The sequence below is a fragment of the Hymenobacter sp. BT559 genome (genome assembly GCF_017571525.1).
GTDB classification, from domain to species: Bacteria; Bacteroidota; Bacteroidia; order Cytophagales; family Hymenobacteraceae; genus Hymenobacter; species Hymenobacter ginsengisoli.
This window is the reverse complement of sequence record NZ_JAGETY010000009.1, coordinates 45,096-68,631: the sequence shown is the minus strand read 5'-3', so window position 1 is coordinate 68,631 and position 23,536 is coordinate 45,096. Positions and strand designations below refer to the sequence as shown.

The 23,536-nt window shown below is 60.7% G+C and carries 18 protein-coding genes and 1 tRNA gene; 8 read left to right on the top strand and 11 right to left on the bottom strand.

Annotated features, from left to right (window positions below; all coding sequences use genetic code 11):
- Nucleotides 1-145 precede the first annotated feature (145 nt).
- Together lacZ and J4D99_RS22225 are read left to right on the top strand one after the other, a co-directional pair.
- Complete coding sequence (lacZ, locus tag J4D99_RS13510) at nt 146-3,310, top strand: beta-galactosidase, LacZ type (protein WP_208132251.1); 3,165 nt, start codon at nt 146-148, stop codon at nt 3,308-3,310.
- A 57-nt stretch (nt 3,311-3,367) separates the two neighbouring features.
- Nucleotides 3,368-5,473, top strand: a complete 2,106-nt coding sequence (locus J4D99_RS22225; RefSeq protein WP_208132250.1) for a BNR-4 repeat-containing protein — start codon at nt 3,368-3,370, stop codon at nt 5,471-5,473.
- Between the two features lie 93 nt (nt 5,474-5,566).
- Here J4D99_RS22225 and J4D99_RS13500 read toward each other — a convergent pair whose 3' ends face one another.
- Nucleotides 5,567-5,836: a hypothetical protein gene (locus J4D99_RS13500; RefSeq protein ID WP_208132249.1), complete on the bottom strand. Its 270-nt coding sequence runs from the start codon at nt 5,834-5,836 to the stop codon at nt 5,567-5,569.
- Nucleotides 5,837-6,201: 365 nt separating this feature from the next.
- Nucleotides 6,202-6,273: transfer RNA gene (locus J4D99_RS13495), tRNA-Arg, on the bottom strand.
- Between the two features lie 134 nt (nt 6,274-6,407).
- Here J4D99_RS13495 and J4D99_RS13490 point away from each other — a divergent pair.
- Both J4D99_RS13490 and J4D99_RS13485 read left to right on the top strand, forming a co-directional pair.
- Entirely contained in the window at nt 6,408-6,887 is a 480-nt protein-coding gene (locus tag J4D99_RS13490) for an organic hydroperoxide resistance protein (RefSeq protein ID WP_208132248.1), read from the top strand.
- A 249-nt stretch (nt 6,888-7,136) separates the two neighbouring features.
- Nucleotides 7,137-7,679, top strand: coding sequence for a membrane lipoprotein lipid attachment site-containing protein (locus J4D99_RS13485; protein ID WP_208132247.1), 543 nt, complete (start codon nt 7,137-7,139; stop codon nt 7,677-7,679).
- Nucleotides 7,680-7,748: 69 nt separating this feature from the next.
- Here the strand turns inward: J4D99_RS13485 and J4D99_RS13480 are convergent, their stop codons facing one another.
- The 3 genes from J4D99_RS13480 to sucC form a co-directional block, all read right to left on the bottom strand.
- Nucleotides 7,749-8,015 (bottom strand): hypothetical protein, encoded by a 267-nt coding sequence (locus J4D99_RS13480; protein ID WP_208132246.1) that lies wholly within the window; start codon nt 8,013-8,015, stop codon nt 7,749-7,751.
- A gap of 195 nt (nt 8,016-8,210) precedes the next feature.
- Entirely contained in the window at nt 8,211-9,191 is a 981-nt protein-coding gene (locus tag J4D99_RS13475) for an aldo/keto reductase (RefSeq protein WP_208132245.1), read from the bottom strand.
- Nucleotides 9,192-9,324: 133 nt separating this feature from the next.
- Complete coding sequence (sucC, locus tag J4D99_RS13470; RefSeq protein ID WP_208132244.1) at nt 9,325-10,521, bottom strand: ADP-forming succinate--CoA ligase subunit beta; 1,197 nt, start codon at nt 10,519-10,521, stop codon at nt 9,325-9,327.
- A 267-nt stretch (nt 10,522-10,788) separates the two neighbouring features.
- Here sucC and J4D99_RS13465 point away from each other — a divergent pair, with 267 nt between their 5' ends.
- The 3 genes from J4D99_RS13465 to J4D99_RS13455 all read left to right on the top strand — a co-directional run bounded on the left by J4D99_RS13465 (nt 10,789) and on the right by J4D99_RS13455 (nt 14,721).
- Entirely contained in the window at nt 10,789-11,445 is a 657-nt protein-coding gene (locus tag J4D99_RS13465) for an ABC transporter ATP-binding protein (protein WP_173110825.1), read from the top strand.
- A gap of 279 nt (nt 11,446-11,724) precedes the next feature.
- Nucleotides 11,725-12,582 carry a hypothetical protein gene (locus tag J4D99_RS13460; RefSeq protein WP_236018660.1) on the top strand — a complete coding sequence of 286 codons (858 nt, stop codon included), beginning with the start codon at nt 11,725-11,727 and terminating at the stop codon, nt 12,580-12,582.
- 192 nt (nt 12,583-12,774) lie between these two features.
- Nucleotides 12,775-14,721, top strand: coding sequence for a RecQ family ATP-dependent DNA helicase (locus tag J4D99_RS13455; RefSeq protein WP_208132243.1), 1,947 nt, complete (start codon nt 12,775-12,777; stop codon nt 14,719-14,721).
- 20 nt (nt 14,722-14,741) lie between these two features.
- Here the strand turns inward: J4D99_RS13455 and J4D99_RS13450 are convergent, their stop codons facing one another.
- From J4D99_RS13450 to J4D99_RS13435, 4 genes are all read right to left on the bottom strand, one after another.
- A complete protein-coding gene (locus tag J4D99_RS13450; protein WP_208132242.1) occupies nt 14,742-15,041 on the bottom strand; it encodes a rhodanese-like domain-containing protein in 300 nt (99 codons plus the stop codon).
- Nucleotides 15,042-15,076: 35 nt separating this feature from the next.
- Nucleotides 15,077-17,047 carry a T9SS type A sorting domain-containing protein gene (locus J4D99_RS13445; RefSeq protein ID WP_208132241.1) on the bottom strand — a complete coding sequence of 657 codons (1,971 nt, stop codon included), beginning with the start codon at nt 17,045-17,047 and terminating at the stop codon, nt 15,077-15,079.
- A gap of 162 nt (nt 17,048-17,209) precedes the next feature.
- Nucleotides 17,210-17,971, bottom strand: a complete 762-nt coding sequence (locus J4D99_RS13440) for a PASTA domain-containing protein (protein WP_208132240.1) — start codon at nt 17,969-17,971, stop codon at nt 17,210-17,212.
- A gap of 142 nt (nt 17,972-18,113) precedes the next feature.
- Nucleotides 18,114-20,813 (bottom strand): D-alanine--D-alanine ligase family protein, encoded by a 2,700-nt coding sequence (locus J4D99_RS13435; protein WP_345229151.1) that lies wholly within the window; start codon nt 20,811-20,813, stop codon nt 18,114-18,116.
- 185 nt (nt 20,814-20,998) lie between these two features.
- Between J4D99_RS13435 and J4D99_RS13430 the strand changes: the two genes are divergently transcribed.
- Nucleotides 20,999-22,189 carry a phosphoglycerate kinase gene (locus J4D99_RS13430; protein WP_309509585.1) on the top strand — a complete coding sequence of 397 codons (1,191 nt, stop codon included), beginning with the start codon at nt 20,999-21,001 and terminating at the stop codon, nt 22,187-22,189.
- A 197-nt stretch (nt 22,190-22,386) separates the two neighbouring features.
- Here the strand turns inward: J4D99_RS13430 and J4D99_RS13425 are convergent, their stop codons facing one another.
- Entirely contained in the window at nt 22,387-22,737 is a 351-nt protein-coding gene (locus tag J4D99_RS13425; protein ID WP_208132238.1) for a hypothetical protein, read from the bottom strand.
- A gap of 153 nt (nt 22,738-22,890) precedes the next feature.
- Nucleotides 22,891-23,532, bottom strand: coding sequence for a hypothetical protein (locus J4D99_RS13420; RefSeq protein WP_208132237.1), 642 nt, complete (start codon nt 23,530-23,532; stop codon nt 22,891-22,893).
- Nucleotides 23,533-23,536: the final 4 nt, after the last annotated feature.

Below are 23,536 nucleotides of genomic sequence, written 5' to 3'. Positions count from 1 at the left end.
CACTCTTTTTTTACGTCGGGCTACGGCGTGAATTTACCCCCTTTTTCGGGCAAAATGCCCCCTGCGGGCCTAGCCGAACTGAGGTAGTATTGCGGCTGTATTTAAGTGACCCTAGCGCCGCTAGCCTGCCTTTTCCCGCCCGCATATGTTCGTTGCCCGATTTCTTGCCCTAGGCCTGCTGGCCGCCGGCTCGGTGGCCGCCCAGGCGCCTGACCCCGTCGAGTGGCAAAACCCCCAGCTTACCCAGCAGGGCCAGGAAGTGCCCCGCGCCAGCTTCCAGCTCTACGAGCGCCCGGCCGATGTAGCCGCCGATGACTACGCCCGCTCGCCGTGGTACCAGAGCCTGAACGGTACCTGGAAATTCAACTACGTAGACCGGCCCGCCGACCGGCCGCTCACGTTTTTCGAGCCGGGCTTCGACGATGCGGCCTGGAAAACCATTCAGGTGCCCAGCAACTGGGAAGTGCAGGGCTTTGGGATTCCAATTTACACCAACATCACCTACCCGTTTCCGCGCAACCAGCCCAACATTGACCCCAAGTACAACCCGGTGGGCACCTACCGGCGCAGCTTCACGGTGCCGGCCGGCTGGGGTGGGAGGGAAGTGCTGCTGCATTTCGGCTCCATCTCGGGCTGTGCCTTCGTGTATGTAAATGGCCAGCGCGTGGGCTTGAGCAAGGCAGCGAAGTCGCCAGCCGAGTTTGACATTACCAAGTATCTCAAGCCGGGCCCTAACCAGCTGGCGGTGCAGGTAATGCGCTGGCACGATGGCTCGTACCTCGAAGACCAGGATTTCTGGCGTCTCTCGGGCCTCGACCGCGCCGTGTACCTGACCAGCCTGCCCCAGCAGACTATCTGGGATTTCTTCGCGCACGCCGACCTCGACCCAAGCTACAAAAACGGCCAGTTCAGCGCCGAAGTCACGCTGCGCCGCTTTGGCGCCGCCGCGTCCGCCGCGCGCCTCACGGCCGAGGTGCTTGACCCCAGCGGCCGGCCCGTGTGGCAGCAGGCGCAGGCAGTGCTGGCGGGCGGTGGCGCCACGCAGGAAATAAAATTTGCTGGCACCTTACCCAAGGTGCGCGCCTGGAGCGCCGAAATACCCACGCTCTACCAACTGCGCCTGACTCTGGCCGACGCACAAGGCAAAGCCCTGGCCCTGACCGGGACCAAGCTGGGCTTCCGCAAGGTCGAGATTAAGAATGCCCAGCTGCTGGTGAATGGCCGGCCGGTAGAGGTGCATGGCGTGAACCGCCACGAGCTGGAGCCTACCACGGGCCGCGTGGTCACGGATGCCATGATGCGCCGCGACCTGGAGCTGATGCGCCAGCATAATATCAACGCCATTCGCAGCTGCCACTACCCCGACGATGAGCGCTGGCTGCGGCTGTGCGACGAGCTGGGCTTTTACCTGGTCGATGAGGCCAATATTGAAACCCACGGCTACGGCGCCGAGCTGCAGGGCTGGTTCGATAAAACTAAGCACCCGGCCTATCTGCCCGAGTGGAAAGCTGCCCACCGCGACCGCATCAGCCGGCTGCTGGAGCGCGACAAAAACCACCCAAGCGTCATTATCTGGAGCATGGGCAACGAGTGCGGCAACGGCCCGGTGTTCCACGAGGCCTATACCTGGCTCAAACAGCGCGACCCGAGCCGCCCGGTGCAGTTTGAGCAGGCCGGCGAAGACGTGGATACCGATATTGTGTGCCCCATGTACCCCGGCATCGAGTCGATGCGCCGCTACGCCGAAGCCACCGACAAAACACGCCCCTTCATCATGTGCGAGTATTCGCACGCGATGGGCAATAGCTCGGGCAACTTTCAGGAGTACTGGGATATAATCAGGGCGCACCCGCACATGCAGGGTGGCTTTATCTGGGACTGGGTAGACCAGGGCCTAGCGACCCAAACCGCCGATGGCCGCCGCTTCTTTGCCTACGGCGGCGACCTGGGCGGCTACCACCTGCAAAACGACGAGAACTTCTGCGCCAACGGCCTGGTGGCTGCCGACCGCACCCCGCACCCCGGCCTGCTCGAAGTGAAGAAGGTGTATCAGGATATCCGCTTTAGCGCTACCCAGCCTGCTGCCGGGCGCATCACGGTGCTCAATGGCTTCTCCTTCCGCGATTTAGCCGGCTATGCCTTTCACTGGGAGTTATTGAAAAATGGCACCCTGGTAAAGTCCGCCGACGTGGCCGTGGGCCCGCTAGGCCCCGGCCAGCGCAAGGAAGTAAAGCTGCCGCTGCCCGCCTTCAAAACCGAGCCCGGCGCCGAGTACGTGCTCAATGTGTTTGCCCGCACCCGCGCGGCTGCTCCGCTGCTGCCGGCCGGCCATGAGGTGGCCCGCGAGCAGTGGGTACTTACGCCAGCCGCTACCACCTTCGCTGCCGCGGCTAGCCCCGCTGGCACCCTGGATGTGAAGCGCGAGGGCGACCGCCTGACCTGGACGGCCGGCACCGTGCACGGCGAGTTCGATACCAAGCGGGGCCGCCTAGTAGACTATCGCCGGGGCGAGCAGCGCCTGCCCGGTGGCGTGCCCGAGCCCTACTTCTGGCGCGCGCCCACCGACAATGACTTCGGCAACGGCATGCCCCAGAGCCTGGGCGTGTGGCGCACCGCCCACGCCAACCGCCCCGTGCAGCGCGTGGTAGTAGGTGAGCAGTCGGTCGCCGGCCTGCCCATCACGGTCGAGTACCTGCTCGCCGACCTGGGCGTGCCCTACACCGTGGCCTACCTGGTGCAGCCCGATGGCGCCGTGCGCATTACGGCCAGCATTGACTTGGCCGGCAAGCGGCTGCCCGAGCTGCCGCGCTTCGGCATGCGCATGGAAGTGCCCCGCACCTTTGACCAGCTGCACTACTACGGCCGTGGCCCGCAGGAAAACTACTCGGACCGGAATACCGCGGCCCTGCTGGGCGTGTACCAGGACTCGGTGCGGCGCGAGTTTCCGGATACCTACATCCGGCCCCAGGAGTATGGCTACCACACCGATATGCGCTGGCTAACGCTCACCGATGCCACCGGCCACGGCCTGCGCGTGGAGGCTGCCGGCCAGCCGCTGTGTTTCAGTGCCCTGCCTTTTCGCACCGAAGACCTCGACCCTGGCCTGAGCAAAAAGCAGCAGCACCCCACCGACCTCAAGCCCCGCGGCCAAACCTGGCTGCACCTTGACCTGGCCCAGCGTGGCGTGGGCGGCGACAACAGCTGGGGCGCCTTACCTCACGAGCCCTACTGCCTGCTAGCCCCGCAGTACAGCTACAGCTATATCTTGCGGCTGGTCGATGGCTCCGCGCCCGCCCCGGCCGCCAATTAGTCCGTGTCTACTATGCTTCGCTCGCTCCTTTTTTCAAGTTTTTTACTAGGATTAATCTTGCCGAGTGCCCCGGCGGCCTTCGCCCAAACGGCCGTGCCCATCGGCCTGGGCTGGGCCAAAAACAACGTGAATGGCGCCGTCTTTCGCAAAAACTCGGTGGTGAGCCTAGGCCGCGACCAGTACGTGGCCTACTACGACTCGGCGGGCTACGTGACCCTAGCCAAGCGCCGCCTGCCAGCCGGGTCGTGGCAGGTGCAACGCACGCAGTACCAAGGCAATGTGAAGGATGCCCACAACATCATCAGCCTGATGGTAGATGGCGCGGGCTACCTGCATCTGTCGTTTGACCACCACAACAACCCGCTGCACTACTGCCGCAGCACGGCGCCGGGCGTGCTCATGCTAGGCCCCCTTGAGCCCATGACCGGCCAACAGGAGCAGAAAGTGAGTTATCCCGAGTTTTACCGCTTTCCCTCAGGCGACTTGCTGTTTCTGTATCGCGACGGTGGCTCGGGCAACGGCAACCTGGTGCTGAACCGCTACGAGGTGAAAACCCGGCGCTGGACGCGCCTGCACGACGTGCTCATCGACGGGCAAGGCCAGCGCAATGCCTACTGGCAGGCCTGCCTCGATGCCCGGGGCACCATCCACGTGGCCTGGGTGTGGCGCGAAAGCCCCAACGTGGCCTCCAACCACGACATGGCCTACGCCCGCTCTGCCGACGGCGGCCGCACCTGGCAAAAGAGCACCGGCGCTAGCTATCAGCTGCCCATCACCAAAGCCACGGCCGAGTACGCGGCCCGTATTCCGCAAAACAGTGAGCTAATAAACCAAACCAGCATTACGACCGATGCCCAGGGCACGCCCTACATTGCCACCTACTGGCGGCCCCAGGGCACGCAGGTGCCACAATATCAGCTCATTTACCTGGCCGGAAAAAGCTGGAAGACCACCCAGGTAAGCCAGCGCACCACGGCCTTTAGTCTGAGCGGTACGGGCACGAAGAAAATTCCGATTTCGCGCCCGCAGCTGCTGGTAACCAGTGCCAAAGGCCACCCCGCTGCTTACCTGCTCTTCCGCGATGCCGAGCGCCACGACCGCGCCTCGGTGCTGAGCTGCCCCGACCTGAGCCGGCCGCAGTGGTCGGCCGCCGACCTTACGGCTAGCCCCGTCGGCAACTGGGAGCCTAGCTACGATACCGAGCGCTGGAAAAACGAGCAGGTGCTGAGCCTGTTTGTGCAGCGCACCGGCCAGGGCGACGGCGAAACCCTCGAAAACCTACCCGCGCAGCCCGTGCGGGTGCTTGACTGGCGGCCCGGCCAGCCAGTGCGGCCGGCCACTTCGGGCGCCCTGCCTACGAGGCGCCCGACCGGCGCGACGGCTCCTAGCCCCGCGCCCACCGCTGGAGGCTACCGCTTGGTGTGGGCCGACGAGTTCAACCAAGCCGGCCGGCCCGACCCGCAGAACTGGGGCTACGAAAACGGCTTCGTGCGCAACCACGAGGTGCAGTGGTACCAGCCCGCCAATGCACGCTGCGAAAAGGGCCTGCTCGTCATCGAGGCCAGGAGGGAGTCGAGCCCCAACCCCGGGTATAAGCCCGGCGCCCCCGATTGGAGAGCCAGCCGCCCCACCATCGACTACACCTCGGCTAGCCTTAACACCCAGGGTAAGCACCAGTGGCAATACGGACGCTTTGAGATGCGCGCCCGCATCCCAACTCACTCGGGCATGTGGCCCGACTTCTGGACCCTGGGCGTCGGGAAAGAGTGGCCCTCCGGCGGCGAAATTGACATAATGGAATACTATCGCGGGAAGGTACTGGCCAACGTGGCCTCGGGCACGGCTCAGCCCTACACGCCCAAGTGGCATAGTGAAACCAAGCCCCTGACGAGCTTCAAGGACCCCGCATGGGCTGGCAAATTCCACGTCTGGCGCATGGATTGGGATACCGAGGCCATCCGCCTCTACCTAGATAATGAGCTACTTAACGAAACACCGCTCGGCCAAACCGAAAACCAGGACGGCACCGGTTTCAACCCCATGCGGCAGCCGCACTACCTGCTGCTCAACTTGGCGCTGGGTGGCGACAATGGCGGACCAATCGAGCCCGGGGGCCTGCCCGCTCGCTTCGAAATCGACTACGTGCGCGTGTACCAGCGCTAGCCCCTCGGGCCACGATGCAGAAGCAGCCACCCGAGGGGCTAGCGCAGCGAGACGGGCAGCCGCCACGGCGAGCGGCCTGGCATCAGGTACCTATTAATTGGCAGGAATCAGCACTGCGGGGGCTACTTGCCCGTGCGCGGGTTTGCTGTCGCGCAGCATCTTTTTGCCCAGCGCTTCGGTGTTTTTTACCACTTTAGGGCCCTTATAAGTGGTAGCGCGCCGGTTGGCAGTAGCGCGTGCGGTAGCCGCTTTATCCTTGGTATTGACTGGATTGGCCGTGACTTTGGGCAGCCCTTGGGCCTGAGCCGTCACTAGGAGCGCCGACAGGGCCAGGGCACCGGCAGGTAGAAGAAAAGCTTTCATAAAGTTGGGCTACCACGTAAGTGATGAGTGACGCTGCAAAAGGAAAGAAGCGCAGAACGATAACTACGAACAGCCTAAGCCGGTAGTTGGGCTGCTGCCGCTGAGGTGCGGGTAGGCTATACAAAACCACCCTAGCTGGAACCGTGCTAAATCAGGATGGCTAGGCAGGCTCAGAACTGCACTAACGTGTACTGTACAGCAATTAAGTGATTAATAAACAAACGTATAGTATACATCACCCGAAGCCGCACACGCGAGCAGGAGTCAAGCGGCCTGGCCGATAGTTGTACACAAGGAGCTATAAAGCAAAACTGGTACCCTGAATAATAAAAAAGCCCTTCCTGCGAGCAGGAAGGGCTTTTTAGTGGTCTCGTTAGGAATCGAACCTAAATCTAGAGCTTCGGAGGCTCCTATACTATCCGTTGTACTACGAGACCCGGTGCAGGGCTGCAAAAGTAGCTACAAAAGCGGGCGCGGCCAAACCCGAATGGCTATTTTGGCTAGGCCCAACACAACCCTATAAGGCAAAAATCGGTTAGCTTACCCTGAACCTGCTAATTTCCCTTTCCACATGGACTCTACTAAAAAGACTCTTTACACGGCCGATGCGACAGCTGTAGGCGGCCGCAGCGGCCACGTGCGTTCGGCCACCGGCATCATCGACCTCGACATGTCGGTGCCCGAAGGCCTCGGCGGCAAAAAAGGCGCTACCAATCCCGAAGAACTGTTTGCGGCGGGCTACTCGTCGTGCTTTCAGCAGGCGCTGCTGGTAATTGCGCAGCGGGCCGGCGACCGGCTCGACCCCGGTACGGAGGTAAAATGCTCGGTAACGCTGTTCCAGGAAGGCGAGGGTTATGGCTTAAGCGCCGTGCTCGATGTAGACCTGAAAGCCTTTGACCGCGATAAAACCATTCAGATGGTGCGCGAAGCCCATAAAATCTGCCCCTATTCGGTGGGCACGCGCGGCAACATGGAAGTAGAGCTGAAAGTGCAAGGCGAAACCGTGCCCGTGCAGGCCAAAGAAAATGCGGGCGTAGCCGAGGGCAAGTAGCCCCAGGCCATCGCCAACGCAAAAAGGCTCATCTGGTAAGCAGATGGGCCTTTTTGTGTTAATAATATCCCTGACGCCCATTTGGCTCGTGCTACCCTGGCTTGGCGTTATGAATAAACCAGTAAGTCTACCGGGGCCGCCTACCCCTGGCTAATGAGCGGGGCGGCCCATACCTTTTGCGTGGCGGCATGCGTAAGAAGCCCGTTACCTTTGAGGTAGGCTGCCACCAGCAGCATTTGTTTACTTATGATGAAAAAAATACTTTTAGTGCTGGGTGCCGCCATTGCACTCACCTCCTGCCGCGAAGCCGGAACTGCCGTGCAAAGCCACCCCTCTGCCACGGGCACCGCCGATGCCAAGGTATTGCGCTTCGATACCACGTTTTTTAAAACGAGCGGCGCACGCACCTACGCCCATACCTACACCGGCAAAATGCTGGTGGGGCAGACCAAGAAAGTGGTAGTGCCCGTGCAGATTAACTGGACCACCGTAGAGCAGGCCGGTTGCCCCCAGGTGGCCGCCGTGCAGGTATATCAGCTCAATGGCAACGACCGCCGCACCAGCCTCATGGCTAGGGCCATGCGTGATGCCGTGTGCAAGCCCGGCCCGCAGCCAGCCGGGGCCACCCAGCCTGCCGGCAGCTCCCCGGCCTACGCCGGGGCCGCCTACCTCAAGCTGATTGGCGAGTCGCGCGAAATTCACCGTACTACTTCGGTCACCTTTACGCTCAATGGGCTAGGCTACCACGACACCCTCGATGGGGACTCGGCTGCTACCAGCACCGTGCAATAGAAGAACACTGCTACACGCAAAAAGCCCCGGCTGGTCGGCAGCCGGGGCTTTTTGCGTGAGATTCTGTGGCTAGTTCAAGTAAATGCGGTGCGTAAGCTCGAAGCGGTGCGGTGCGAAGGCGTTATAGTAAGGCGCCGGACCGTCGAACGTGAGCACGTGCACCAGCGGAATCCCTTCGAGGCGGCTTTCCACTACCCGCACGGGGTAAACTTCGCCCACGGTGGGCCAGTCGCCGCCGTGGTTGGCCGGCCGGTTGTCGGCATCGACGCAACGGGCGTAATCGAGGTAGGGGGCCGCCGTAGTGGCTTCGGCCAGGGTGTAGCTAGCAACTTCCATAGGGCAAAGATATGGTTTGCAGATAAATACGCAGCCGGTGGGTTATAGTTGAGCCGGGCTACTAGGTAAAGATAGATGACCTAACACGGCAATACCCGAAGAAGTTTAGCCAATACCAGCCCTCAATGCATTACCGAGCTAGTATAAGGCACAAAGCTTTAGGACTGCCGACAGTAGCAGGCAGCCCTAGCGCACTCAGCTAAAGCCCAGCACCGGGTGCGGCTGATAGGGTTCTTCCAGCCGCTTTATTTCATCGGCTGAGAGCTTTACATCTACGGCGGCTACCGCGTCTTCGAGGTGGCCAGGCTTGCTAGCCCCCACAATGGGCGCCGTAATGACAGGTTTACTCAACATCCAGGCTAGCGCAATTTGGGCGTTGGGCAGGCCGCGCTCCTTGGCAATTTCCGTCACGCGGTCGGCCACCGCAAAGTCATCGTCGCGGCCATACAGGCTCTTGCCGAAGGCGTCGGTTTTGGCGCGCTCGGTTTCGTTGCGCTCTTTGCCACGGCCGCCCGTGAGCAGGCCCCTAGCCAGTGGCGACCACGGAATAACCCCGATGCCTTGGTCCTGGCACAGCGGCAGCATCTCGCGCTCCTCCTCGCGGTATACGAGGTTGTAGTGCGGCTGCATGCTCACGAAGCGCGTCCAGTTGTGCTTATCAGCCAGGTACAGCGCTTGGGCAAACTGCCAGCTAAACATGCTGCTAGCCCCGATGTAGCGCGCCTTGCCGGCCTTTACCACGTCGTGCAGCGCCTCTAGCGTCTCTTCAATGGGCGTGTTGTAGTCCCAGCGGTGAATCTGGTAGAGGTCCACGTAGTCGGTGCCGAGGCGCTTGAGGCTGGCGTCAATGGCACTCATAATATGCTTGCGCGACAAGCCTTTGTCATTCTGCCCCGGCCCCATGGGGTTAAAAACCTTGGTGGCCAGCACCACTTCGTCGCGCTTGGCAAAGTCGTGCAGGGCGCGGCCTACCACTTCCTCGCTGGCCCCGTTGCTATACACGTCGGCGGTGTCGAAGAAGTTGATGCCCAGCTCCAGAGCCTTTTGAATGAAGGGCCGGCTAGCCTCCTCCTCGAGGGCCCAGGGCCAGCGCTCGGTGGGCGTGCCGTAGGTCATGGTGCCCAGGCAAATTTTGGAAACCTGCAAGCCAGTGTTTCCCAAGCGGGTAAATTCCATTGTGGAAAAGGGTAGGAAGTGAAATAGTTAAAAAACGTTTGTCAACAGGACAGACGGGGAATTGCGTAGTAAACCGAAAAAGCCCGCCTGGGTTACCAGACGGGCTTTTCAAACTACTCGTGGCTAGGGTGCCTTACGACATTGCCAGCACTTCTTTCACGCGGGCGGCGGCGTCCTTCAGCAGGGTAGCCGAGTACACTTTCAGGCCACTCTCGTCGATGATGCGGGCGCCTTCCTCAGCGTTGGTGCCTTGCAGGCGCACGATGATGGGCACGCGGATATCGCCGATTTTCTTGTAGGCTTCTACCACACCATTCGCCACGCGGTCGCAACGAACGATGCCGCCGAAGATGTTGATGAGGATGGCCTTCACGTTCGGGTCCTTCAGGATGATGCGGAAGCCAGCCTCAACCGTTTGGGCGTTGGCTCCACCCCCTACGTCGAGGAAGTTGGCGGGCTCGCCACCCGAAAGCTTGATGATGTCCATGGTCGCCATGGCTAGGCCGGCGCCGTTTACCATGCAGCCCACGTTGCCGTCGAGCTTCACATAGTTCAGGTTGCTTTCGCTAGCCTCTACTTCCAGCGGGTCTTCCTCGTTGAGGTCGCGCAGGGCTACGAAGTCTTTGTGGCGGTAGAGGGCGTTGTCGTCCAGGGTCACCTTGGCGTCTACGGCCAGGATTTTGTTGTCCGACGTTTTCAACACCGGGTTAATCTCGAACATGGCCGAGTCCGTCTCGTCGTAGGCCTTGTAGAGGGCTGTCACGAACTTTACCATCTCCTTAAAGGCATCGCCCGAGAGGCCGAGGCCGAAGGCGATTTTGCGGGCCTGGAAGCCTTGCAGGCCCACGGCGGGGTCTACAAACTCCTTCAGGATTTTGTCGGGGTGCGACTCGGCCACCTCCTCGATGTCCATGCCGCCCTCGGTGGTGTAAATGATAACGTTCTTGCCGCTGGTGCGGTCGAGCAATACGCTCATGTAGTACTCCTTGGTGGGGCTTTCGCCGGGGTAGTACACGTCCTGGGCGATGAGCACCTTATGCACCTTGCGGCCTTCGGCGCCCGTCTGCTTGGTTACGAGTTGCATGCCGATAATCTGGCCGGCGATGTCTTTTACCTGCTCCAGGTTTTTGGCGAGCTTCACTCCGCCGCCCTTGCCCCGGCCGCCGGCATGAATCTGGGCCTTAATAACGTACCAGCTGGTGCCGGTTTGCTCGGTGAGCTTTTTTGCGGCTTCTACGGCTTCTTCGGCAGTGTCGGCCGTGAGGCCTTCCTGCACGCGCACGCCGTACTTCTTCAGGATTTCCTTGCCTTGATACTCGTGAATATTCATCGGAGGGGGTAGGGGTGGAGTTTTTTGCTGGCGCGAAGGTAGGGCCGGGATGCCGCTTGTCATTGCGAGCGCAACGCAGTAGCGTGCGGCAATCTTTCCTTGTCGCTAGAAATAATACCCCTAGCAGCAAGGAAAGAGTAGCTTTCGCTATCCTTGGGTTGCCGCGCGCTACTGCGTTGTGCTCGCAATGACATACGTAGTACCCAACGCCCGGCCGGCTTTGCGCGTAGCTTTGCCCTAGTACTATACTGTTTTCCTTCATTCGCTTTGCTGCAAGCCATTAACCTCCGTAAAAGCTACAATTCGCTGGAAGTGCTTAAAGGCATCGACCTTACCATTCAGCGCGCCGAAATCGTGAGTATCGTGGGGTCGTCGGGGGCGGGCAAAAGCACGCTGCTGCACATCCTGGGCACCCTAGACAACCCCGACTCGGGCGAGGTGCTCTTCGATGGGCAGTCGGTCACGAGCCTGGGGCGCACTTCGCTGGCCAAGTTTCGCAATCGCCACATCGGCTTCGTATTCCAGTTTCACAACCTGCTGCCGGAGTTTACAGCCATCGAAAACGTGTGCCTGCCGGCCTACCTGGCCGACCGCTCCGAGAAAGAGGTGCGAGTACGCGCCCGCGAGTTGCTAGGCCTGCTCAACCTCGACCACCGCGTCGACCACAAGCCCAGCGAGATGAGCGGTGGCGAGCAGCAGCGCGTGTCGGTGGCCCGCGCCCTTATCAACTCGCCCGAAATCATTTTCGCCGACGAGCCCAGCGGCAACCTCGACTCGAAGAACGCCCAGGAACTGCACGAGTTGTTTTTCTGGCTGCGCAAGGAGTTCGGGCAGACGTTCGTCATCGTGACGCATAATGACACCCTGGCCCAGATGGCCGACCGCACTATTGTGATGCGCGACGGCCATATTCTGGAAGAGTAGGGCTAGCAAATAAGCAGGTAGCCACTGTTTAAAAGAACGTCATGCTGCGCTTGCCGAAGCATCTCTATCGCGCCGCCAAGGTTGTTCGGTAGAGATGCTTCGGCAAGCGCAGCATGACGTTCTTTTTGCTTGTTTTTAGCAAAACGGGCAGCGCTAAGCCAATTGGAAAATCGACCTGTCGGAAATAATTTTTAAATACTACTTAAAGTGTCTGATAATCAGAGATAAAATTTACTAAAAAAATTGGCTTTCGTGGCACTATCTTTGGCCTAGGGTAGTTTGATATTCGTACTACAGAACGATAACCGGCCGCTGGCCACCCCAACCATGACCGAAGTCACCAAAGCCCCGAAAGAAGCTACCGCCAAGAAAGTTGCCTCGCGTGCCGAGAGCTACGACATTGCGAAGTCGGACGAGACGTTTGACCTGGCCAAGGACTTGGCTAAATTCATCAAAGAGAACAAGCTCACCACGAATGTGCAGGGCAAAGAGTTTGTGAACGTGGAAGGCTGGCAGTATGCTGGCTCACGCTTGGGCATCGTGCCCATCGTGGAGCACGTCATCAACCTCAGCAATGAGCAGGAGTTGAAGTATCAAGCTAAAGTGACGCTGTTTGACCTGCGCCACGGCACCACGGTAGGCGCTGGCTTCGCCATCTGCTCGAATAAGGAGAGCGGCAAGAAGTTCTACCAGGAGTTTGCCATTGCCAGCATGGCCCAGACCCGGGCTATCGGTAAGGCTTACCGCAACATCCTGGCCTGGATTATCCGCGCTGCTGGCTACGAGCCCACGCCCGCTGAAGAGATGGAGTATAGCGGCAATGTGCCCGCTCCTGCTGTGGCCCCGGCCGTAGTTGCTGAGCCTGCCCCCGTGATGCGCGCCGTAACCACGGCTCCCGCCGCGCCAGTTGAGGCTCCTGCTGCCGAAGCTGCTCCTGCCGCTCCCGTGCAATATGCTACGGCTAGCCAGAAGGAAGAAATCATCCGTCTGCTGAACCATCCGCTCATCACGCGCCAAGAGAAAACGAAGATGTTGCTCAACATCAATCGCCTCGACGAGGAGCGCGCTACGCAGGCCATCGCCAAGCTGCGCAAGGCCATCGAGGACCGCGAAGGCACTACGGCCGTAGCCGCCTAAGTATTCGCCAAGAAGTAGTTATAAGCCCGGTGCCGCAAGGTGCCGGGCTTTTTTGTCTGAACCACGGATTAAACGGATTTTTCGGATTACTCGGATTTTGTGGACGCAGCCAGAGAATCGTCCACAAAATCCGAGTAATCCGGAAAATCCGTTTAATCCGTGGTTCAGACAGGGCAGCCGTAATTTTGCTTTATGTCCCTCGCGCCCGCTGTTCCCCTAACCGCCGACCCGCTAGCCCTGCTGCGCCAGTATTGGGGACATCAGGCGTTTCGGCCGGGGCAGCAGGAAATAATAGAAGCCGTACTAGCTGGGCACGACGCGCTAGCCCTGCTTCCCACCGGGGGCGGCAAAAGCGTCTGCTTTCAGGTGCCGGCACTGGCCCGGCCGGGGCTGTGTGTAGTCGTTACGCCACTTATTGCCCTCATGCGCGACCAGGTCGAAAACCTGCGCAAGCGGGGCCTCAAAGCCGAGGCCGTGTACGCGGGCATGAGCCACCAGGAAATTGACCAGGCGCTGGATAACTGCGTGTACGGCCGCGAAGTGAAGTTCTTGTACGTCAGCCCCGAGCGCCTATTAACTGACCTTTTTCGGGCCAGGGTGGCGCGCATGAGCGTGGGCCTGCTGGCCATTGATGAGGCGCACTGCCTCTCGCAGTGGGGCTACGATTTTCGGCCGCCCTACCTGCGCATTGCCGAGCTGCGGGCGCTGCTGCCCGAGGTGCCGTGTATTGCCCTTACCGCCACGGCCACCGGTCAAGTGCGCCAGGATATAGTCGAGAAGCTTAGCTTCCGGCCCGGATATGGCATTTTCACACAGAGCTTTGCTAGGCCCAAGCTTTCGTACTCGGTGCTGCAAACCGAGGATAAGCAACGCCGCTTGCTGGAGGTGCTGCGTGGGGTGGGGCCGGGCAAAACCGGGATAGTGTATGCCCGCACGCGCCGCCAGGCCGAGGACACGGCCGCTTGGCTAAGCCAGCAGAAGCTGCCGGCGGCCGCGTATCATGCCGGGCTTGCCGCCGAGCAGCGCACTCGCATTCAGCAAGATTGGCTAGCCGATAAAACGCGCATTATTGTGGCTACTAATGCCTTTGGGATGGGTATCGATAAGCCTGACGTGCGGGTAGTAGCTCACCTCGACGCGCCCGCTACCCTCGAAGCCTACTACCAGGAGGCCGGCAGGGCCGGGCGCGATGGCCTCTACGCCTTCGCCGTGCTGCTCAGCGGCCCGGCCGATGCCGATAGCCTGCGCCGGCAGGCCCAGCTAGCTCACCCGCCGCCCGATGTGGTGCGGCGCGTGTACCAAGCGCTGGCCAACTACTCGCGCACGGCCGTGGGTGGCGGCGAGCTGGTGGCATTTGACTTCGACCTAGGGGCCTTTGCCGAGACCTATCGTCTCAAAGCTGTTGATGCTCACCACGCACTCAAGATGCTGGAGCAGCAAGGCTTCGTGCAGCTCACCGAGGCCGTGAACCAGCCCGCCAGGGTGCAGCTCATTAGCAATCAGCACGATTTATATCAGTTTCAAGTCGCCAATGCCCAGCACGACCAACTCATTAAGGCACTGCTGCGGCTGTATGGCGGCGAGTTGTTCGTAGCGTTTCAGGGTATTTCGGAGAGTGCGCTAGCCCGGCATTTGCGCCAAAGCACCACCGATGTGGTGCGCCAGCTGCGCTACCTGCACAGCACCGGCGTGCTCCACTACCAGCCCCGGCGCGAGCTGCCGCAGGCGCTGTTTCTCACGCCGCGCTACGACGCCGCGCAGTTGCCGCTCGATGAGCGCCGCCTCAAGGCTGCCAAGCAGCTCACCGAGCACCAGACGAAGGCCGTTATCGACTACGCAGCCAGCACTACGCACTGCCGTCAGCAGCAGCTGCTAGACTACTTCGCCGAGCCCGATGCGCCGGCCTGCGGCGTGTGCGACGTGTGCCTGGCCCGCAAAAAAGCCCGGCAAGCGCCCGAAAGCACCGCCGGGCTCCAAGCCGGATTGCTCGAATTGCTACGAGCCGCGCCACTGCTGCCACGCCAGGTAGTGGCCCGCTACCCCACCGCCGAGGCTTCAGCCGTGACGGCCGCCCTGCGGGGCCTGGTAGAGCTGGGCCGGCTAGTTTACGCCGCCGATGGCCGGCTGGGGGTTAAGTAGCGCGCAGCTTCTGCTGCGTGCTACTTTGCCTGGTAGGCCGTAATACCGCCTTCCAGGTTGCGCACGTTGGTGAAGCCTTGCTGGGTAAGGAAAGCTTTAGCGGCTGAGGAGCGGGTGCCGCTCTTGCAGTGTACGATAACTTCCTGGTCTTTCAGGTCTTCCAGGTCGTCGAGCTGCTGGGGCAGGTTGCCGAGCGGAATGTTCTGGCTGCCGCTGATGCGGGATTCCTCAAACTCCCAGGGCTCGCGCACGTCGATGATGGTGGGCGTTTCGCCGGCTTGCTGGCGCTGGTGCAGTTCGGAAGCAGTGATGTCGGGCATAAGCTTTTAGACGTTAAAGGTGAGCCGGCGGCTGGCTACTCTACCACGAGGCGGCGGGTAGCCAGGCTGCCATCGGGCAAAGTTAGCTGCACCATATACATGCCGGCGGCCAGACTAGTTGGCAAGTGCAGGGTAGGCTGGCCAGCCTCGGCGGCGGGCTGCTGCCATACCGGGCGGCCTAGCACGTCGAGCACCGTGGCGCGACGGAAGGTGGGGCCGCTCACGGCCACGGCCGTGCCGCGCGGGCTCGGGTTGGGGTAAAGGCTAAACTGAGCGCTGGTAGCCTGCTGAGCTTGGGTAGCCAGCACGATGTTGTTGTTCATCACGGCACGCATCATGATGGTGCCGGCTGTCGAGAGCGTGGGCTGCGACCACGTACTCTGGTTGTTGAAAAACAAGGTCGGGGCCGTCGAGGCATTATTTAAATCGAAGCCATAAGGCAAAAACTGCCCATTCGAAGCCTGTCCGTAGCCGATATAAAACCGCCCCGATACGGGTACCGGCGTCGAAAATTTCACGTCGAAAAACACTTGCCCGGTTTTAGGCAAGGGGTTGGGTATTATGGTTGTTGAGGTGGCTAGCGGTACATCGGCAGGCTGGCCTTTGTTGTCGGCCCACACGGCCACCGTCACCGAGCGGCTCTGAAAGTTTTCGCCGCCCTGCGCCAGCGGAATGTTGTTGAAAATAGGGGCTAGCTGAATGCGCTGCACCTGGTCGCCCTTGGCCGCTGTGATGGGGTAGGCGTAGTACGATAGGGGCCCGGTGCTCTGGGCCGGAAGGGTTAGAAACGACTCGGCTGTGCCGTCGTCAAAGGCATAGTAATCAGCCAACTCTAGGTCGCGGTAGGTAGTGTCGTTGGGCAGCGTGAGCGGGTTGGTTTCGTTGGTTTGCAGGGCTAACGTGTAACGGTAGCGGCTGGTGGTGCTGGTTGCTGGCAGGGGCGCCGTGCGCGCATCGCCGCTGATAACTACCTGCCGCGCCCCGGCCAGCAGCGGCTGGCTGCCCGTTACCCAGGTGCCGCCAAAGCCGCCGCTTGTGAGCTCGCGCACCGTGCCCAGCCAGTTAATAGGCGTTGGGTTTCCACTGGGCAACAGGTTATTGACCGTGGCCGTCAGGGCCGGGTTGAGGGGGCTAGTGGCGCTGGCCGCGTACTGCCACACCGGCATAGCCGTATAGTTTTGGAGCGGGCTGCTCAGGCCGCGGCTGGTAGCAATGTCTTGAAAGATGGTATCATTCGCCGCGCGGTTGGCATTCAGATAAATATAATCCAGGCCAAACGCGTCGCGGCTCGATGCCTGATTGCCCGCCGCCCGAAACCGGAACCGGAAGCCGCTGTGGTAGTAGCTGGCCTTGTCGAGCGGAAAAATCTTTTGCCAAAACCGGGTCGTTTTGCCCTCGGCATTGTAGGTCCAGATGGTATTCCAGCGGCCCACATTGTCCAAAAATTCCAGCGTGAGATACACCGGGGCGCCGCTGCTGCTCGCCACCGGCGCCCCCACCAGCGTGCCTGCCTGCCAGGCATAGCTAAGATACAGGTTGTTAGCCAGTGAGTAGGCGCTCAGGTCGATGGGCTGCGAGGTGAGCGTATCGGTAGCGCTGTAGAGCGAGGCCGTACCAGGCGCGTAGGGCTGCCCATTGGCCCGCAGGCCATCGAGGGTGGCGGTGCCGCGCGTGAGCGGCTCGCGGGCGAGGCGGTTGCTTACGTAGGCCCCGCCACCGCCGTAGTGCTGCGTCAGGCCGCTGCCGTCCGGATAATTGGTGGTAGCCGGCTGCCAGCGCTGGGAGCTAGGCTGGCCATCGAGGGGGGAGGTGAAGTCTTCAAAAAACGGCAGCCCTAGCGCGGCTGTGCGCAGCGTGGCCGTGGCCGCCGGCCGGGCCGTAGCAGTCGTCCGGCTAGGGTCGGCCGCCAGCGGCTGGGGCGTAAGCACGAGTGGCGTAGTCTGCGCCTGAGCCACGAGGCTCAGCAGCAAGGCCGGCAACCCTAGCAAGCGGAATAGTTGATTCATAAACAGCTTATTTATAATATAATAGCGAGGCAGGCTGCCCAGTCAGACCGCTGAAAGCCGTCTGGCCGGTCGGCTCGCTGCCTTATTAGCTTCTAGTACAAAAAAACGTCTGTCATTGCTACGAAGCACGTGCAATGACAGACGTTTTTCTACGCTAAAATATTACTCTGCTATCCACAAATCGACGAGCTGACCCATGCGGATGGTAGCGCCCGGCGCTGCCACCGGCCGCTGACGCACCACGGTGCCGGGCATCTGGCCGGTTTCGGCGGGCTGTTTAAATACTTCGCCTACTTCGAGGTGCTGGCCGGCTAGCAGCGTGCGGGCTTCATCCTCCGGCATATTCACGAGGTTGGGTATTGCAAACTCGGTGTTGCCGAGGCCATCACCTACTTCCAGGTCTACCTTGGTGCCTTTGGCGATGGGTGCGCCAGCCGCTATCTCCTTGCCGCCCACCAACTGCTTGAGTACAGCGTCTTTGGCCACGTTGGGCACCAGCTTTATCTGGCCGATGGTGAGGTCGTAGCTGGCCAGGATAAGCTGGGCGTTTTTCACTGAGCCATCGGTCAGCTTCGGCATTTTGATGACCGGCGGGCGGCGCATGGCCACCGAAATGTAGATTTTGCGGTCCTGCTTTACCTTCTCACCAGGGGCAGGCTCCTGGGTCAGCACCGTGAGGGGGCGCGTGCCGGGCGCGTAGCTGCTGTCGTCCACGAAGTACGCCAGATTACGCTCGTCGAGGTAATTCTCCAGCTCGGCCACGTTCATGCCCGTTATTTTGGGCACTACAATGGTTTCGCCGTGGTGCGTGGTGATGGGAAGGTACACGTAGAAGAAGCCCAGCACCAGCGCCACGCCCAGCGCCACAATCAGCGCCAGGTGCTTGAAGACGTCGAACCAAGTATCGGATTTAAAGAAGGACATTTTTACTAAGGAAGTGCTTAAGGCAAACTGTCATTGCGAGCTTGCGAAGCAATCTTTCCTTGTCGTTGGTATCGTTAGGAATACTACCCCTAGCGGAAAGGAAAGATTGCTTCGCAAGCTCGCAATGACAGACGATTATAGATTAAGAGATGGTGGTTGCCTTTTCCTGCCGGGCCTTGCCAAAGTCCAGAATCCGGTCGATGAATTGGTAGGGCGTGTAGCCCGCTAGGGCCGTTTGGTGGAAGATGCAGGTAGCGGGCGTCATGCCAGGCAAGGAATTGACCTCAATAATAAGCACTTCAATGGCGCCCGACTGCCGCACGCGCACAAAGGCGTCGATGCGGGCGTAGCCCTCGATATGCAAAATCTCGGCCACCTGGCGCAGCACCCGCTTCACTTCATCGGAGATGCGCTGGCGCTCGGCTGGGTCCTGAGCGTAGCGGGCTGGGGTGATATTCTGCCCTTCGCCGGCCAAAAATTTCTCTTCCAAACTCAGTACCTCGCCAGTGGCTAGTGCCTCGCTAGCCTCGAAAACCTCGATTTGCAGCTGGCCTTGTGCGTCGTACGAAGTCAGCAGCCCGCCCGTGATTTCCAGAAACTTAGCCGCGCCGTCGGGGCCGATAAGGGTTTCCACCAAAAAGGCATCCTTCTGCGGAAACTCCTCTTTGAAGCCCAGGTGCAGTACCTCGGCCGGGCCCACGAGCAGCGGCTCGTCGCGCCGGAAAATCTGCTCGCTGAAAGCAGCCAACTCGGCGCGATTCTTAATCTTTTTCACCGCCGACGAGCAGCCGTCGTCGGCTGGCTTGGCGATGAAGGGGTAGCCAAACTGATTTTCGAGCTCCTGGTAGAAGCGCTCGGGGTCGGCGGCCCATTCCAGGCGCTGAGCCATGCGGTGGTCGGCCACACGTAGGCCAGCCTCGCGCAGGCGGCGGTTGGTTTCGAACTTGTTGATGGTCACGGCCGAGCTGGCCGCGCCCGAGCCGTTGTAGGGCAGACCAAATTTCTCTAGCTGCTGCTGCAAGGCGCCATCCTCGCCGGGCCGGCCGTGCAGGGCAATAAACACCTCATCGACCCGCTCCGCTAGCTCCTCGAACGAGATGCGGCGCGGCGCGGCCACCGGCTGCCCGGCGTAGGTGCCGGTGATGCCGCTGGCCTCCTGCCGGATGCGGGCCAGCACCGGGTGGCTGGCCTCGCCGGCCTCGGCGTGCTCGATTTTCTCGCGAATATCGTCCGCGTTATCCTTGAGCATCACGTTGATGGGTAGCTCGTAGAGACGGAATTCCTCGCTGTTCCCGGCCAGAAAAACCGGCACCGGCCGGTACTTCACCGACGACGACAGCTTCTCGTAGATGTTGCGCCCGCTCTCCACCGAAATGTGCCGCTCGGAGGAATAGCCGCCCATTATCACGGCCACCCGGATGCGGTCGTCCTGCACCTGCTGGCGCGACCGAATGCCGGCGTCCAGCGTGGCTAGGGCCGCGCCGAGCTGCACGGGCTTCATCCCGTTGCGCCGCCGCGCGTTCAGCGAGGTGCGGATAATATAAGTCAGGAACTGGCTGGGGTTCAGCCCAATCTCGGCCGCTTGGTGGAAGAAGAACGACGCCGGCAGCATCCCGCTCGTGGTATTCGGGTCGTTGAGGAAGATGGTGCCATCGGCCTGAATAAAGCCATCGAGGCGAGCATACACCTCGAAGCCGAAGGTGGCGAACATGTTCTGCGCCTCCTGCCGGATGCGCTCGATATCGGCCTCGGGCAGGTCGATGGGCGTCACCTTGCGGGCTAGCCCCGGCAGGTACTTGGCACGGTAGTCGAAAACTTCGGTGCCCTTCACAATCTCGGTGGGAGGGAGGGCTAGCGGGGCACCGTTAGCATCTTCCACCACGATGCACGAAAACTCGCGGCCGGCCACGAAGCTCTCGATGAGAACTTGGGTTTCGCCAGTAGTGCTCTGAATCAAGACGTTGTCGGCCTGCTCGAACGCAGTAGCGAGTGCCTCCAACAACGCTTCAGGGTGGTTGATGGCCGGCCCGCCGTTGAGCGTTACGGGTAGGGCAATACCTTCCCGAATATCAGCTAATTGGCGTACCCAGGCGCGCTGGCCTTCTTCGTCCAGCTTGGCCCACTCGGCTTTGGTAAGTGTGCGGCGAAACAGCGCGCGGTCTACGGCGGCGCTGAACACCGCCGGGTCTTCCTCGCGCACAATGCTGATGCCGATGCTGCTGCCCTGGCGCGGGGCCTTCAGCACCAGCGGCAGGCCTAGCTCGCGGCCCAGCATCGAAAGCAGCGCATCCGGGTCGGCGGTGGCCCAGTCGGCGGCGGTAAGCACGTAGAAGTCGGGCGTGGGCAAGCCGGTGGCTTTCAGCAGCTTCTTTTGCGCGATTTTATCAATGCCGAAGGCCGAGGGCAGAATGCCGGAGCCCGAGTACGGAATACCCACCCACTCCAGCAGACCCTGAATGGCGCCATCCTCGCCGCCCGGCCCGTGCAGAGCCAGGAAGGCAAAGTCCATGAGCTTAGGCAGCTCGCTAGCCTCGACCTGGCGGCCTACGTGGCCGATAAGCTCTGTGAGGGCCTCCGGGCTGAGCTCGCCCAAGCTTTCGAGGTACACCTGCCAGGGGTGGCGGGTGGCGGGCAGGGCAGCCACGGGCGGGTAAAAATCGCGGATGGTGCCCTTGTAGAGGTACTGCCAGTCGAGCAGGATGAAGTGCCCCTGGCTATCCACAAAAATGGGGACGGGCTGAAACAGGCCCTTGTCCAGATTATCAAAAACGGTGCGCCCGCCGGCGAAGGAAATCTCCCGCTCACGCGAGGTGCCACCAAAGAAAATGCCGATTCTCATCATACTAGGTGCAAAGGTACGGCGGCGGACAATGGCTGAATGGGCGAATGAGTGAATGGCTGAATGACGGCCAAAGGCCCGGTTCATGCATTCGCTCACTACCAGTTGCTACTTTGCGCGGCCAAACCCGTACAGCGACGGTAGGCCATTCACTCATTTACCCATTCGCTCATTTACTCATTGCTCCCGTGAACACCCTCGCCAACTACAACTTCGCCGGCCACCGCGCCGTGGTGCGCGTCGATTTCAACGTGCCGCTCGATAAAGACCTGCACATCACCGACGACACCCGCATCCGGGCCGCTACGCCCACTATCCAGAAAATTCTTAACGATGGTGGCTCGGTGGTGCTGCTCTCGCACCTGGGCCGGCCCAAGGGCGGCTACGAAAAGAAATACTCGCTCGAAAGCCTGCGCCAGCGCTTGCAGCAAGAGTATGGCCGCGAGGTAATCTGGGGTGGCGACGTGCTCAGCGACGAGGCCCTGGCCGCCTCGCAGGCCCTGCAGCCCGGCCAGGTGCTACTGCTCGACAACGTGCGCTTTCACCCCGAGGAAGAGGCTGGCAATGAAGCCTTTGCACAGCGGCTAGCCCGCCTCGGCGATGTGTACGTGAACGATGCCTTCGGGGCCGCGCACCGCCGCCACGCCTCCACGGCCGTGATGGCGCAGTACTTCGCGCCCGAAAACCGGGTGGGCGGCTACCTGCTGCAAGGCGAGCTCGACAATGCCCAGAAGGTGCTCGAAAACCCCATCCGGCCCTTTACGGCCATTATGGGCGGGGCCAAGATTTCTGATAAAATCCTCATTATCGAGCAGTTGCTGGATAAGGTTGATAATCTGCTCATCGGCGGCGGCATGGCCTACACCTTTGCCGTGGCCGAGGGCGGCACGGTAGGCAGCTCGCTGCTCGAAGCCGACAAAGTAGAGCTAGCCAAGAGCCTCATTGAGAAGGCAAAAGCTAAAGGGGTAAATTTGGTGCTGCCCGGCGATAGCCTCATCGCCAATAAGTTTGCCAACGATGCCGACGTAGACGTAGCTTCCAACCTGTCTATTCCGACCGGCTGGATGGGCCTCGACCTCGGTCCTGATGCCCGCGAGCAGTTTGCCGGCATCATTCAAGACTCTAAAACCATTCTCTGGAACGGCCCGATGGGCGTGTTTGAGATGAGTAACTTCTCGCTGGGCACCGAGTACGTGGCCCGCGCCATTGCCGAGGCTACTGAGGCGGGCGCCTACTCGCTCATCGGCGGCGGCGACTCGGCGGCGGCCGTGCAGCAGCTCGGCTACGGCGACCGCGTGAGCTACATCAGCACCGGCGGCGGCGCTTTGCTGGAGTTTATGGAAGGCAAGGAACTGCCCGGCGTGAAGGCGCTCGGCTAGCTGGCAAATTCAGTTCGGATGGTCAGTAAGTCTGAACCACGGATTCGAGCGGATTTTTCGGATTACGCGGATTTTGTGGACGCAACTGCTAAAATGTGAAAAAGGCCATCCGTCAGGATGGCCTTTTTTGTAAATGGTACTAAAAGCGGGCGTCCACAAAATCCGTGTAATCCGAAAAATCCGCTCGAATCCGTGGTTTAGGCGGCCTTTTTCTCGAGCGAGCTCAGCAGCTCATCGGCAGCTTTTTCGATGTCGTGGTAGCCTTGCTGGGCGGCGCGCTCCTTGGCAGCAATGAGGCCATCGCGGTGCACAGTTTTGAAGTCGCCGTAGGGGAATTTGTAGCGGCCCTTGTTGTCCTCGCTCTGGCTTTTGTCTTCGCCGAGGTGCCACTTGGCGTACTCGTCGATTTCGTGCTTTTTCAGGAAGGCATTTTCCTCGGTCGAGCCGGGGTTATGCTGACCCCAGTGGCCTTCGTCGTTCTTGATTTTGCCGTTCTTAATCAAGTCTTTGGCAAAGGTGACGGCAGCTTTATTCAGCGTTATGCTCATGGCGGAAGGTGGAAAAGGTACTTCCGCAGTACGCACGAGGTTAGCCGTTAGGTTATGGCTGGGCTTATTCTTAAAGGAGGAATCAGGAGTGCAGCACTTAGCCTTAAGGTAGTATTTCAGCTGCCTCAGAGCTAAGCACCTTCTTCTCACTACTTAATTAACATACGGCGCTTCCAGTTTCTGGCCCATGCTCTTAAAGCCCCGGCCGGGCAGGCGGCCGGTGAGGCGCGTGGCCAGGGCCTGCGCCTCGGGGGTGTCGAGCACCGCCAATTCGTGCAGCCAGGCTAGGCGGCGCAGCTGCGGCTCGATAAGGCCTAGCGGATTGATGGGCGCATACTCGCGGCGCAGGTAGCCTTTGGCGTGGGTTTCTACCTCCTGGATAAAGGCGCGGAGCTTACGGCGGTCGCGCGGGTGGTCGGCGAGGGCCACGCGCAGGTTGGCGGTTTTCACAATGGCTTGGTGCCACCAGTTTTGCCAGGCATACAGCACCACCAGCCCTAGCCCGGCCAGGGCGCTGACTACATACACCCAAAAGTTTTCGGGCAGCACGGTGTGGCCGGGCCGGTAGTGGTTCAGGGCCTGAATAATCAACCAGCCGCCTACCGTGATAAGTAGCCCCAGGCGCTGGGTGGGCAGGGCGTTGCGGTACTCTAGGTGGATAGGCAATACCTCCTCGTAAGAAATCTCGACGGCGATATCTACCTGCCCGCGGCCATCGCGCTGGCTCACAAACAGCCCATCCTGGCGCAGCGCAAACTGCGTGGAGCGGGTAACCTGACTTTGCTGAAACTGCATAAAC

Bases quoted from the DNA above. Each gene is read 5' to 3' on its own strand.
- lacZ (WP_208132251.1), top strand. From the start codon at position 146: ATGTTCGTTGCCCGATTTCTTGCCCTAGGCCTGCTGGCCGCCGGCTCG.
- J4D99_RS13500 (WP_208132249.1), bottom strand. From the start codon at position 5,836: ATGAAAGCTTTTCTTCTACCTGCCGGTGCCCTGGCCCTGTCGGCGCTC.
- J4D99_RS13490 (WP_208132248.1), top strand. From the start codon at position 6,408: ATGGACTCTACTAAAAAGACTCTTTACACGGCCGATGCGACAGCTGTA.
- J4D99_RS13485 (WP_208132247.1), top strand. From the start codon at position 7,137: ATGAAAAAAATACTTTTAGTGCTGGGTGCCGCCATTGCACTCACCTCC.
- J4D99_RS13480 (WP_208132246.1), bottom strand. From the start codon at position 8,015: ATGGAAGTTGCTAGCTACACCCTGGCCGAAGCCACTACGGCGGCCCCC.
- J4D99_RS13475 (WP_208132245.1), bottom strand. From the start codon at position 9,191: ATGGAATTTACCCGCTTGGGAAACACTGGCTTGCAGGTTTCCAAAATT.
- sucC (WP_208132244.1), bottom strand. From the start codon at position 10,521: ATGAATATTCACGAGTATCAAGGCAAGGAAATCCTGAAGAAGTACGGC.
- J4D99_RS13455 (WP_208132243.1), top strand. From the start codon at position 12,775: ATGTCCCTCGCGCCCGCTGTTCCCCTAACCGCCGACCCGCTAGCCCTG.
- J4D99_RS13450 (WP_208132242.1), bottom strand. From the start codon at position 15,041: ATGCCCGACATCACTGCTTCCGAACTGCACCAGCGCCAGCAAGCCGGC.
- J4D99_RS13445 (WP_208132241.1), bottom strand. From the start codon at position 17,047: ATGAATCAACTATTCCGCTTGCTAGGGTTGCCGGCCTTGCTGCTGAGC.
- J4D99_RS13440 (WP_208132240.1), bottom strand. From the start codon at position 17,971: ATGTCCTTCTTTAAATCCGATACTTGGTTCGACGTCTTCAAGCACCTG.
- J4D99_RS13435 (WP_345229151.1), bottom strand. From the start codon at position 20,813: ATGATGAGAATCGGCATTTTCTTTGGTGGCACCTCGCGTGAGCGGGAG.
- J4D99_RS13425 (WP_208132238.1), bottom strand. From the start codon at position 22,737: ATGAGCATAACGCTGAATAAAGCTGCCGTCACCTTTGCCAAAGACTTG.
- J4D99_RS13420 (WP_208132237.1), bottom strand. From the start codon at position 23,532: ATGCAGTTTCAGCAAAGTCAGGTTACCCGCTCCACGCAGTTTGCGCTG.